At 33.6% G+C, this 10,925-nt stretch carries 13 protein-coding genes; 9 read left to right on the top strand and 4 right to left on the bottom strand.

Annotation, left to right across the window (positions count from 1 at the left end; translation table 11 throughout):
* The 3 genes from ACP5O9_RS08415 to tsaA all read right to left on the bottom strand — a co-directional run.
* Positions 1-388: DEAD/DEAH box helicase (locus tag ACP5O9_RS08415; RefSeq protein ID WP_428723822.1), on the bottom strand; the 388-nt coding region annotated here is incomplete at its 3' end.
* 104 nt (positions 389-492) lie between these two features.
* Positions 493-1,260 carry a CRISPR-associated endoribonuclease Cas6 gene (gene cas6, locus ACP5O9_RS08410; protein WP_353686789.1) on the bottom strand — a complete coding sequence of 256 codons (768 nt, stop codon included), beginning with the start codon at positions 1,258-1,260 and terminating at the stop codon, positions 493-495.
* A gap of 84 nt (positions 1,261-1,344) precedes the next feature.
* Complete coding sequence (tsaA, locus tag ACP5O9_RS08405; RefSeq protein ID WP_428723806.1) at positions 1,345-1,752, bottom strand: SAM-dependent methyltransferase; 408 nt, start codon at positions 1,750-1,752, stop codon at positions 1,345-1,347.
* Positions 1,753-1,896: 144 nt separating this feature from the next.
* Between tsaA and ACP5O9_RS08400 the strand changes: the two genes are divergently transcribed.
* Genes ACP5O9_RS08400 through ACP5O9_RS08360 form a run of 9 tightly spaced genes read left to right on the top strand, consistent with a single transcriptional unit; the run spans position 1,897 to position 9,610 of the window.
* Positions 1,897-2,247 (top strand): molybdenum cofactor biosynthesis protein MoaE, encoded by a 351-nt coding sequence (locus ACP5O9_RS08400; RefSeq protein WP_353686791.1) that lies wholly within the window; start codon positions 1,897-1,899, stop codon positions 2,245-2,247.
* A complete protein-coding gene (locus tag ACP5O9_RS08395) occupies positions 2,228-3,508 on the top strand; it encodes a beta-barrel assembly-enhancing protease (protein WP_428723807.1) in 1,281 nt (426 codons plus the stop codon). The genes ACP5O9_RS08400 and ACP5O9_RS08395 overlap by 20 nt, the downstream gene beginning before the upstream one ends.
* Positions 3,509-3,518: 10 nt before the next feature.
* Positions 3,519-3,794 carry an acylphosphatase gene (locus ACP5O9_RS08390; protein ID WP_353686793.1) on the top strand — a complete coding sequence of 92 codons (276 nt, stop codon included), beginning with the start codon at positions 3,519-3,521 and terminating at the stop codon, positions 3,792-3,794.
* A gap of 53 nt (positions 3,795-3,847) precedes the next feature.
* Complete coding sequence (locus tag ACP5O9_RS08385; protein WP_353686794.1) at positions 3,848-4,594, top strand: outer membrane protein assembly factor BamD; 747 nt, start codon at positions 3,848-3,850, stop codon at positions 4,592-4,594.
* Complete coding sequence (locus tag ACP5O9_RS08380) at positions 4,595-5,230, top strand: precorrin-2 dehydrogenase/sirohydrochlorin ferrochelatase family protein (protein ID WP_428723808.1); 636 nt, start codon at positions 4,595-4,597, stop codon at positions 5,228-5,230.
* A complete protein-coding gene (locus ACP5O9_RS08375; RefSeq protein WP_424904644.1) occupies positions 5,220-6,149 on the top strand; it encodes a Gfo/Idh/MocA family protein in 930 nt (309 codons plus the stop codon). The genes ACP5O9_RS08380 and ACP5O9_RS08375 overlap by 11 nt, the downstream gene beginning before the upstream one ends.
* 1 nt (position 6,150) lies before the next feature.
* Complete coding sequence (locus ACP5O9_RS08370) at positions 6,151-7,251, top strand: DegT/DnrJ/EryC1/StrS family aminotransferase (protein ID WP_428723809.1); 1,101 nt, start codon at positions 6,151-6,153, stop codon at positions 7,249-7,251.
* Complete coding sequence (gene lpxB / locus ACP5O9_RS08365; protein ID WP_353686798.1) at positions 7,233-8,363, top strand: lipid-A-disaccharide synthase; 1,131 nt, start codon at positions 7,233-7,235, stop codon at positions 8,361-8,363. The genes ACP5O9_RS08370 and lpxB overlap by 19 nt, the downstream gene beginning before the upstream one ends.
* 29 nt (positions 8,364-8,392) lie before the next feature.
* Positions 8,393-9,610 (top strand): 3-deoxy-D-manno-octulosonic acid transferase, encoded by a 1,218-nt coding sequence (locus ACP5O9_RS08360; RefSeq protein ID WP_428723810.1) that lies wholly within the window; start codon positions 8,393-8,395, stop codon positions 9,608-9,610.
* Here the strand turns inward: ACP5O9_RS08360 and ACP5O9_RS08355 are convergent.
* A complete protein-coding gene (locus tag ACP5O9_RS08355) occupies positions 9,600-10,595 on the bottom strand; it encodes a potassium channel family protein (protein WP_428723811.1) in 996 nt (331 codons plus the stop codon). The two genes, ACP5O9_RS08360 and ACP5O9_RS08355, sit on opposite strands and share 11 nt — an antisense overlap.
* Between the last annotated feature and the right edge of the window lie 330 nt (positions 10,596-10,925).

Raw genomic sequence — 10,925 nt, 5'->3', positions numbered from 1 at the left:
CTACCTGTTGGCTTGCCCTTGCAAAACCATAAAGAAACTGGTCAAGTGTTGTAACTATAATATCTCCGATAAAAAATGGCGAATTGGGAACATCACCATGCTGGACTTTAACAGTAATGTGTGGAGAAATCTTTTCAGCATATCTTTTAATTCTCTCTGCGATACTATTTACAAGAACCCTCATCGGCAATACATAAATCATACAAGGTGCTATTTCAAACTTATTATTGATAAATTGTGATAAAAAGGGTACTAAAACTGCTTCTGTTTTTCCAGAGCCTGCTGGAGCTTTAAACAGAATTGGAAGATTTCCTTGATATATTTCCTCCGACACTTTAATTTGAAACTCATAAGGCTTAAATCCAAAAATTTTCTGGAAAACTTCCATTCTCAACTTACTTCCTTCATTTTCCTTTTTTACTTTAAATCATATCAAAGTCTCTCCCTCTGTATCAATCCCATGGAGGGGATGAGGCTTAATTTTGCTTCAATTCATTCTTTATCTTTTCTTTCGCTTCTCCATACCTCTATACATCCAAAGCCAAGGGAGTTTTTTGCGCCAATGCCTGCTTCAAAAGCCATTGTAAAAAGTTCTTCTGGAAGATTGAGTTCAAATACTCCATCCCATCCCTTTATCACTGTGTTTTTGTAAATAACGATCCTCTGGTCTTTTGAGTTTACTTTGTAAGGTTTTATTGAGCCTTCCAGTATTGTGCTTCCTCGCCATGTTCTTAGCTTTCTTTGCAAATTTTTAATTAACAATTTTTCAAACTCTTTTTCAAAGGGACAGTAATAGTAGGTTTTTCTTTTTCCATTAGCGGTTTCGAGGGTGCTATAAACAGTGATAGGTGAAAGAGTTTTAACATAGATTCTGTCTTTGTAAGCAGGTGGTCCTTCTACCTGTACTGATGATAAAATCATGTTTTCACTGCCAATTCTTAATGTGCCAGCTTTAAGCAGAGTCATTGCAAAGGATTGAATAAAATCATTAAACGGAGATGAGATAATTAGACTTACATTGCCATACAAGTATATCTTACCTTCTTTTACATGGGCTTTTTCAGAGGGAATAAGCCTTGAAAAGGTAAAAAATTTCATCCTTCGTTGTGTCTCAGGGTCTTTAAAGCCTCTGTCATGAAGATTTTCTCCAATATGAGATTCAAGATGATGATATATAAATCCCTGAATGATTTCGTTGTAATGGCAGGGTAGGGTGATAAAGGATTTTTCAGGATGATAGAATTTAATTTTAAGTCGCATTTTTACCTCTCTAATTCATTTGAGTTTAATTTATTTGAGACTGTTTAAAAACTTGAAATTTCCTGAAAATAATGTTTTTTTCATTTATTCTCCTTCTGGTTTGTATTCAATGTAGGGTTTTATATCAAGAATCGGAGTTCCATCATACATATCAAGTCTTCTTACTTTGATTATGTTATCTCTTACATCAATAACTTCAAGCACAGAAAGTCCTATTGGATTTGGTCTGTGAGGTGAACAGGTGCTGAAAACCCCTCTTGTTTCGTTTAAATGCGGTGGCTTCTGAATAAGTTTTTCAGGGCTGAATGCAGGAGATTTGTGAAAGCAAAATATGACAACTATTTTATCTCCTGCCTTTATATCCCTTAATCCAGGCTGATACTCTGGCTTAATAACAATCTCTCCTTCCACATCAGAGACACTCCAGTGTCTTGGAAGGCTTTCTGCTTTAGTTTTTACATACCCAATTGGTTTGAACTTATACTCTTCCATAAATCTTCTGAAGTCTGTTCAAACATTAAAAATTTAGTTTAAGTATATCATTTTTTACCATTTTCAACAACTTCAATGACAATTCTTAATCTCATTTTATGACTTTAAAGATTAATTATTTTTGTGATAATATAGTTCTATTAAATGATTGAGAACTGGATCAGTGAAATAAAAAGACATCCTGAAAGCAGTTCCATAGGAATGATTCTTATTCATAATGGAATTGTCAGGGCAACTTCTAAAAATGGAAAACCTGTGAGGGGTATGCGTCTTTCTTATAATGCTAAAAAGTTAAATATGCTCATTGAAGAGATTAAAAAGCAACAAGGAATTGTAGAGATTAAAGTCTGGATAAATGAGGGAGAATTAAAAATTGGTGATGATATAATGAAGGTGCTTGTGGCAGGCAGGCTTCGCACTGATGTTTTTCCTGCGTTACAGGAGCTTGTAAGTAAAATAAAAAATGAAGTTGTCAATGAAGAAGAAATTTTTTAAGTTTTTCATTTTCTTTTTACCTTTTTTACTTTTTGCTTGTATTCAGGAGATAGACCCTCTTTCTGGTAAGAAAGTTTACACTCTGCTTTCTACTGAGCAGGAGATATCCATTGGGCATCAGATCATTGCCTCTGCAATAAATGAAAATGATGGTTTATATCCTGACAGAGAAGTTCAGAACTATATAAGAGGGATTGGAGAAAAGATTGCTTCAATTACACCAAGAAAAGTTGATTACCGTTTTTATGTTGTAAACTCTTCTGAAATAAATGCTTTTGCCCTGCCCGGAGGACCGGTTTTTATAACAAGAGGGATTTTATTAAAAATGGATAAAGAAAGCGAACTCGTGGGAGTCCTTGCACATGAACTTGGACATATCAATGCAAGACATCATGCCAAATTTCTGGAAAAAACTTATGGAATGAATATTCTTTTAAACATTCTTGGCATAGCATTGCATGAAAGTAAATATGCTGCTGCAGTAATGAGTCTTGCCCAGGTTTCATCAGGACTTCTTCAGCTTAAATTTAGCCGTGATCAGGAAAATGAAGCAGACTCTCTTGGGGTAAAATTCAGTTATCAGGCTGGCTATGATCCAGAAGGCCTTTTAAGCATGTTTGAAAAGTTCAAAGCAATGCAAAAGGGTGGAAATGTTGAATGGCTGAGCACTCATCCTCTGCCTGATACAAGAATAAAAAATGTTCAGCAAATGATTTCAAGACAGTATCCTGATTCTTATAGACTTAAGCAGGATAGCGAAAATTTTCATAGGATTCAATCAATTCTTAGATCTACTAAAGAATCTTATGATTATGTTGAAAGAGCAAAGAAATACATAAAATTCCATAATTACTCAGAGGCTTTAAGTCTTCTTGATAAGGCAATAGCAGTTTATGGAAGTAATCAGGCATACACTTATAGAGCACTTGTAAATTTAAATTTAAAAAGATACTCTGAAGCAATAAACGATGCTAATAGAGCTATACAGCTTGACAGTCTTTATTTCTATCCATTGCTTATAAAAGGAGTAGCTTTGACTCATACAGGAAGATGGAATGAAAGTATAAATACTCTTGAAAAAGCTAAAAAATTAGTTAGTGAAAATCCTGATACATATTACTATCTTGGTGTTGATTATCAGGCAGTGGGAAATAGGGCTAAAGCTATAGAAAATCTCTCCACAGCACTGCAACTTACTGATGGAAAGCGTGGCTGGGAAGCAGATGCACAGAGGAGATTGAGAGTTTTAAGAGGATATTAAGGAGTGAACAATGAAAAGAGCGCATCTTTTTATAAGTGGAAGGGTTCAGGGAGTTTTTTACAGAGCATTCACACAGGAAGTTGCTCATTCTTTAAAATTAAATGGATGGGTGAGAAATTTAAGAGACGGAAGAGTTGAGGCAGTATTTGAAGGTGATGAGAATGCGATCTCTCATGCTATTCAAAGATGCAAGGAAGGACCGCCTTATGCAAGGGTTGACAATATTGAGATAATATGGGAAGAACCTGAAGGATTGAAGGGATTTGAAATAAGAAGAACAGCTTGACTAAACTAAAGTTGAAAAGTTTTAATAAATGCTAAAGAACAAGGGGTATCCCAATGAAAACACTCATTAAATTATTTGTTTTGATTGTTATTTTTTCTTTACTCCTTAGTTGTGGTGGGAAAGAGGCTATTAAAAAAGAAGAGTTTGATCCTGTAGTTTATCTAAAGAAAGCAGATGAACTTATAAGTAAAAAAGAGTATGAAGAGGCAAGAAAACTTCTTCTTGAAATAAAAAACAGAGAATCAGCAAAGGAGTATGCTCCTCTTGCTCAGCTCAAGATAGCTGAGTCGTATTTAAAAGAAGATGAACCTGAGCTTGCAATTACTGAATACAGAAGATTCCTGGAACTTTACCCTGAATCTACCTATGCTCCTTATGCTCAATACAGCATCGGAATGGCTTATTTCAGACAGATAGAAGGTGCTGAAAGAGGAGCAGGCACTGCTCAAAAAGCACTGAATGAATTTTTAAAGCTTGAAAAGATGTATCCAAGACATCCTTATGGAGAAATTCTTCCTTTGAGAATTCAGAAATGTAGGAACATTATTGCAGAGGGCGAGCTTTTAATTGGTAAATTTTATCACAAAAAAGGCTCTTATAAAGCTGCTATTGGAAGATTTGAGGGAATTTTGAAAAACTATCCAGATTTTAAAAATCTTGATGAAACTCTTTATTTACTTGCAGATTCATATAAAAATCTCAATATGACAGACATGGCAAAGCAGTATATTCAGCTTTTAAAGGAAAAATTTCCAGACAGTCATTTTGCAAAAAAAGCAGAAGGACTTAAAATTCAATAAATGGCTAAGCTTTTTCCAGCTTTTATTGACATAAAAGGTAAAAAGTGTGTTGTAGTTGGTGGTGGTAGGGTTGCTGAAAGAAAGATAAAAACACTGCTTCATTATGGAGCAAGAATAACATTAATAAGTCCTGAAATTAACGAGAACATAAGAAAAATCGTTGAAAAAGGTCAGATAGAGTATATAAAAAAGCAATTCAGTAAAGAAGACATTGATGATGCGATTTTAGTTGTGGCTGCTACATCAGATGAGAAACTTAATGCTCAGATAGTAAAGAATGCTAAATTTTTGGTAAACTGTGTCACTGCTACAGATGTCTCAGAAATTGGCGGTTTGTTGTATAATGTTCCAGCAATTTTTAATAAAGCAGATTTAACCATAGCTATTTCTACTGATTTTCCCGCATTGAGTAAACTCCTCAGGGATGAAATCTCAAAATCATATGGCAAAGAATTTGCATTATATTTGAGATATCTTAAAAAGCTTAGAAAAGAAATTCAGAAAAAAATCCCTGAAACTAAAAAAAGGCAGGAAATTTTTAAAAAAATTGCTTCAAAGAAAATTGTGTCAATTTTGAAACAGTATGGTTTTAAAAAAGCAAAACAGGAGGTTGAAAAAATCCTAAATGAAATTTAAGGTAGCGGTGATAGGTGCTGGATATTTTGGACAAAGACATATAAAAATGCTCACTCAGATGCCTGATGTGGAGATTGTTGGTATTGTAGATAAAGATGTAGAAAAAGCTAAAGAAGTTGCACAGCAGTATAAATTGAAATATTATGTTGATTATGCGGATTTATTGAAATTTACTCCTATTTTTTTTGTTGTAACACCAACAATAACTCATTTTGATATAGGAATGGATTTAATAAAACATGGTAAAGCAATTTTTATAGAAAAGCCTTTAACTGGAAGACCTGTTTTTGCAGAGATGCTTCTTGATGAGGCAAAAAAAAGAGATGTAATAATTCAGGCTGGATTAATAGAAAGATATAATCCTGTAGTGAAAACTTTCTTTGAACATTTGAAAGAACCTTTTTTTATTCAAACAAAAAGAGTATCTCCTTTTGTTGGAAGGGCCACTGATACAGATGTTACTTATGATCTTATGATACATGACCTTGATTTAATATGGATGATGCTTAAAAAATCTGGAGATTTTGAGTTGACAGATATAAAAGTATTTACCCAGAGTATTATAACTTCAAGGATTGATTATGCCTCTGTCTGGATGGAGTTTGAGACACAGAAAGGAATTACTAAAGCTCATCTTACAGCAAGTAGAGTTTCCTCGGAGTTTTGCAGAGAAATCTCTGCTGTGCAGCAAAATAGTGTAATTTATGCTGATTTGATAAATAAAAAATTAAAAGAAGTTGATAAAGATGGTAAGATTAATGAAATTCCTGTGCAGAATGTAGACAGTCATCCTTTATATGAGGAAATAAGAGATTTTTTAAACTCAGTAAAACAAAAAAAGTTTTCTCAACAGGCAGCATCTCCTCAGGAAATAATTGAAGTGCTCAAAATAATAGATAAAATAAACGAAGGGAGATAGGATGAAACCATTTATTGACTTGCAAACACAATACAGAAATATCAAAGATGAGATTATCACATGCATAAATGAAATTCTTGAAAGTTCCCATTATATTCTTGGCAAAAATGTAAAAGCCTTTGAAGAGGAAGTCAAATCATATCTGGGTGTAGTAGATGCAATTGGAGTTGCCTCAGGCACAGATGCCCTTCATCTTGCTCTTAAAGCTTTAGATATAGGTTATGGAGATGAAGTAATAACAACTCCTTTTACTTTTTTTGCCACAGTTGAAGCTATTCTTTATGTGGGAGCAAAGCCTGTTTTTGTTGACATTGAAGAGGATACTTACAATATTGATCCTGAGAAAATTGAAGAAAAGATTACTCCAAGAACAAAGGCAATTATTCCAGTTCATATATTCGGAGCTCCAGCAGATATGATAAAGATAAATGAAATTGCCAGGAAATACGACTTAAAAGTAATTGAAGATGCTGCACAGGCTTTTGGCGCAAGAATTGGAAATAAAAAAGTAGGAAGTTTTGGTGATGCTGGTTGTTTTAGTTTCTATCCAAGCAAAAATCTCGGATGTTTTGGTGATGGTGGAATGGTTGTTACAAACGATATGAAAATAGCAGAAAAAATAAAGATACTCAGAAATCATGGTTCCAGAGGAAGATATCTTCATGAAACCATTGGTTTAAATTCAAGGCTTGATGAAATTCAAGCAGGAATTTTAAGGATTAAAATGAAGCATATAGAAGAATACAACGAGCAAAGAAGAAAAAAAGCATTTCTTTACACTAAACTTTTAAGTGATGCTGTAATAACGCCGAAAGACAAGGATAATTTCTATCATGTATATCATCTTTACAGTATTCGATCTTCAAAGAGAGATAAAATAAAAGAAACTTTATCAAATCATGGAATTCCTTCAGTAGTTTACTATCCTCAACCAATGCATTTGCAGAAAGCCTTAAATTTTCTTGGTTATAAAGAAGGGGACTTACCTGTTGCAGAGGCTGTAGCAGGAGAGATTCTTTCTTTACCAATGTATCCTGAACTTCCCGATGAGGAAGTTTATGAAATATCACAGATTATATTGAGATGTCTGCAAAACTCTTAATAGTTGCAGGTGAATCATCAGGAGAGCTTTACGGTTCTTTGCTTGCTTCATATCTTAAAGAAAAATTTGAACTTATTGGAATAGGCGGTAAATACATGGCTCAATCTGGAGTGAAGCTTATCGGAGAGATTACCCATTCTTTTGGTGGCTTTGAGGTGCTCGGACATATAAAAAAAATAAGAAAAAATATGGAAGCTGCTACAAAAGCCTTGAAAGAAGTTCAGGGTGTTATATTAATTGATTTTCCTGATTTTAATCTTACTCTTGCCAAAAAAGCTAAGGAAATGGGAAAAAAGGTTCTTTATTATGTGAGTCCTCAGATTTGGGCATGGAGACATGGAAGAATAAATATCATCAGGAAAGTTGTTGATTTTATGGCTGTTGTTTTACCATTTGAAGAAACTATATATAAAAAAGCAGGTGTTCCTGTGAAATTTGTTGGTCATCCTATGTTTGAAGCTATGATAGAGGAATTGCCAGATGAAGAACATACACAGTATAGAAAATTTTTAAGAGAAAAATACGGAATTAGTCAGGATACAGTAGTCACATTAATGCCTGGTAGCAGACCTTCTGAAATAAAGAGAAAAATGCCTTTAATGTTAGAACTTATAAAGATTTTCCCTTCCTACCATTTCATAATTCCAAAAGCACCAAATATTGAATTCAGTGAAAGCACTCTTAAGAAAATCACATCTTCAGGAAATGTAACAATTTTGAAAGAAAAATCCTTTACTGCACTGGCAATGAGCGATGTTGCAGTAATTACATCAGGCACATCCACACTTCAGGCAACTTTGCTTAAAATTCCTATGGTTGTTATTTATAGGTTAAATCCTCTATCATACGTTATTGGTAAAGCTATCATTAAAGGCGTGAAACACATTACTTTGCCTAATGTTATTGCTGATTTTATGAATCTGGGCGATGTTAGAGTGCCTGAATTTATTCAGAAGTTTGATACGAAAATAATCGCAGAACAGGTTAATCTTTTACTTTATGACAATGCTTACAGAGAAAAGATTATTAATTTTCTTGACAGCATCAGAAAATATTTTGTCGGGAAAAAAGCTTCCCTGGAAGTTTCGGAGATATGCAAGCAACTTTTTTAATTTACAGTTTTTTATATTTAGTCGCTCTAATGTTTCTGCTTCCTTTTGAATACTTTAAAAGACCTGTTTCTTTAAGAAAAAGATGGATAAGGGAAAAATTCGGATTTTTTAAAAAAAATGACAAGATTGAAGCATTCAAGCCTAAAATATTGATTCATGCGGTCTCAGTTGGAGAAGTAGTGGCTGTATCAAGGATGATTAAAGAGCTTTCCAGTAAATATGAGATAATTCTAAGCACAATCACTGACACTGGACAGAAGATAGCTCAGGATAGATTTAAGAATCACAATGTGAAGGTAATTTATATACCTTTTGACATTCCATTTGCAATTAATAAAACTTTAAGACATTTTAAGCCTGTTGCACTGATTCTCACTGAAACAGAACTCTGGCCTAATTTGATAAGAATCTCTTCTAAAAAAATTCCTGTAATCCTTGTAAATGGAAGAATGAGTGATAAATCTTTTAACGGCTATAGTAAGATTAAGTTCTTCATTAAGTCTTTACTTAAACGATTGACTCTACTGTGTGTTCAGGAAGAGAGATACAAGGAGAGATTTTTAAATATTGGTGCAGAGGAACAAAAAATCCATGTGACAGGGAATATGAAGTTTGACATTGAGTTAAGGGAGATTCACTTTCCTTGGGAAAATGCTATTGAACAACCTGTTATCCTTGCGGGAAGCACCCATGAACCAGAAGAGGAGATTATTTTAGATGCTTTCCTCAAGCTTAATATTACTGGCACTCTTATAATTGCACCAAGACATCCAGAAAGATTTGAAGTAGTTGAAACTCTTATAAAGAGAAAAATTGCTGAGTCAAGTAAAGAAATCTCTTTTTCAAAATTAAGTGAAATGCCTTCTGTCTTCAGTGTTAAACCTTTAGCCTATGTTGTCCTTGTTGATCAGATGGGAATACTTGGCAGTCTTTATCGTATCTGTGATATTGCAATTATAGGAGGAAGTTTTATTGCCCATGGAGGGCAAAATCCTCTGGAGCCAGCTTATTGGAGGAAACCTATAGTCTGCGGTCCCTTTATGCATAATTTTCCATTCATAGAAGAATTTTTAAATCACAAAGCATGTATAATGATTGATAAAGCCTCTTTACCAGAAATTTTGAAAGAATTAGCAGAAAATTCAGAACTAAGACAGACAATAGGTAATAGAGCCTATCAACTTTTTTTGAATAAATCAGGTGCAACAGAAAAAACCTTGAGGCTGATTGAGAAAGTTATTCCTTAGCAAGTTTTTCAAGTAGGGAAAGTTTATCAGTCTGTCCTATTACAATCAATGTGTCTCCTTCTTTAATAAGAGTTTGCGATGTTGGATTGAATTTCATTCTTCCATCTGCTCTTTTTATTCCAAGTATGATGACTCCAATGTCCCTTCCTATACCACTCTGGGCAATTGTTTTTCCGACAAGACCTGAACCTGAAGAAACTTTTATTTCTTCTATCTGAATCTCAATATGTTCAGAACGGGTTGCAAATTCAATAAAATCCACTACAGTAGGTCTCAAAATTGTATGGGCAATTCTAAGTCCACCGATAAAATAAGGAGATACTACTTTGTCTGCTCCAGCTCTCTTAAGTTTAGATTCTGCTTCTTTATCAATTGCCCTTGCTACTATAAATAGATCAGGGTTTAATTCCCGTGCACTTAAAACTACATAAAGATTTTCTGCATCTGATGGCAGAACTGTAATAAGTCCCTTAGCTTTTTCTATCCCTGCAGACTTTAAAACATCGTCATGCGTTGCATCACCTTCTACATATACAAATTCTTCATCTTCAGGGAGATTAATTTTATTTTTTTCAATAACTACAACTGGCATATTATTAGCCTTAAGTTCTTTAACTATAATGCTTCCCATTCTTCCATAGCCACATACAATGTAATGTTGTGCTAATCCATCAATTTTTTTTCTCATTCTTCTTTTTTTGAAAACCTCCTTTATTTCTCCTTCAATTATTATTTTAGCTCCTGTGGTAAGACTATAGGTAAAGATTCCAAAACCATTCAATATAAGAATAATTGTAAAAATTTTACCAGGCTCATCAAGGTCTTTAACTTCTTTAAAACCAACTGTTGCGAGAGTAATTACAGTCATATAAAATGCATCAATAAACTTCATATCTTCAATAATCATATATCCTGCTGTTCCGAAAACAAGCACTGCAATGATAAGAAGTAAAATCAAAACAAATTTCCTGCGAATGAGATTCATTATAATACCTTTCTTCTTTCTGAACCAAACATTATGGTTCAAAGCATGGGTGATATTTACGATGATAAGTTAAATGAAGTCTTCTGAAAAAATCAAGACTCAGGATTAAGTGAAAAATACGGAATTTAATTTGGAGTTAAATAGCTTTTTCCCACAATTGACTATTTATAGCACAAGTCTATTATAATTATCTATTCTAACTCTAACTTAAGGAGATTGTTATGGATGAGAAAACCTTATCAAATTTAATAAGAGAGGCAGTAAGACAGGAAATCAATCTTTTAAAAAATGAATTAAAGGAAGAGCTTAAAAATTTTGCAACGAAGGAAG

The sequence above is a fragment of the Thermodesulfovibrio sp. genome (assembly GCF_049969575.1).
GTDB classification, from domain to species: domain Bacteria; phylum Nitrospirota; class Thermodesulfovibrionia; order Thermodesulfovibrionales; family Thermodesulfovibrionaceae; genus Thermodesulfovibrio; species Thermodesulfovibrio obliviosus.
This window is presented reverse-complemented; position numbering and strand designations above follow the sequence as displayed.

Excerpts from the sequence above, each read along its gene's own strand:
- cas6 (WP_353686789.1), bottom strand. The coding sequence starts at position 1,260 with ATGCGACTTAAAATTAAATTCTATCATCCTGAAAAATCCTTTATCACC.
- tsaA (WP_428723806.1), bottom strand. The coding sequence starts at position 1,752 with ATGGAAGAGTATAAGTTCAAACCAATTGGGTATGTAAAAACTAAAGCA.
- ACP5O9_RS08400 (WP_353686791.1), top strand. The coding sequence starts at position 1,897 with ATGATTGAGAACTGGATCAGTGAAATAAAAAGACATCCTGAAAGCAGT.
- ACP5O9_RS08395 (WP_428723807.1), top strand. The coding sequence starts at position 2,228 with ATGAAGAAGAAATTTTTTAAGTTTTTCATTTTCTTTTTACCTTTTTTA.
- ACP5O9_RS08390 (WP_353686793.1), top strand. The coding sequence starts at position 3,519 with ATGAAAAGAGCGCATCTTTTTATAAGTGGAAGGGTTCAGGGAGTTTTT.
- ACP5O9_RS08385 (WP_353686794.1), top strand. The coding sequence starts at position 3,848 with ATGAAAACACTCATTAAATTATTTGTTTTGATTGTTATTTTTTCTTTA.
- ACP5O9_RS08380 (WP_428723808.1), top strand. The coding sequence starts at position 4,595 with ATGGCTAAGCTTTTTCCAGCTTTTATTGACATAAAAGGTAAAAAGTGT.
- ACP5O9_RS08375 (WP_424904644.1), top strand. The coding sequence starts at position 5,220 with ATGAAATTTAAGGTAGCGGTGATAGGTGCTGGATATTTTGGACAAAGA.
- ACP5O9_RS08370 (WP_428723809.1), top strand. The coding sequence starts at position 6,151 with ATGAAACCATTTATTGACTTGCAAACACAATACAGAAATATCAAAGAT.
- lpxB (WP_353686798.1), top strand. The coding sequence starts at position 7,233 with ATGTCTGCAAAACTCTTAATAGTTGCAGGTGAATCATCAGGAGAGCTT.
- ACP5O9_RS08360 (WP_428723810.1), top strand. The coding sequence starts at position 8,393 with ATGTTTCTGCTTCCTTTTGAATACTTTAAAAGACCTGTTTCTTTAAGA.
- ACP5O9_RS08355 (WP_428723811.1), bottom strand. The coding sequence starts at position 10,595 with ATGAATCTCATTCGCAGGAAATTTGTTTTGATTTTACTTCTTATCATT.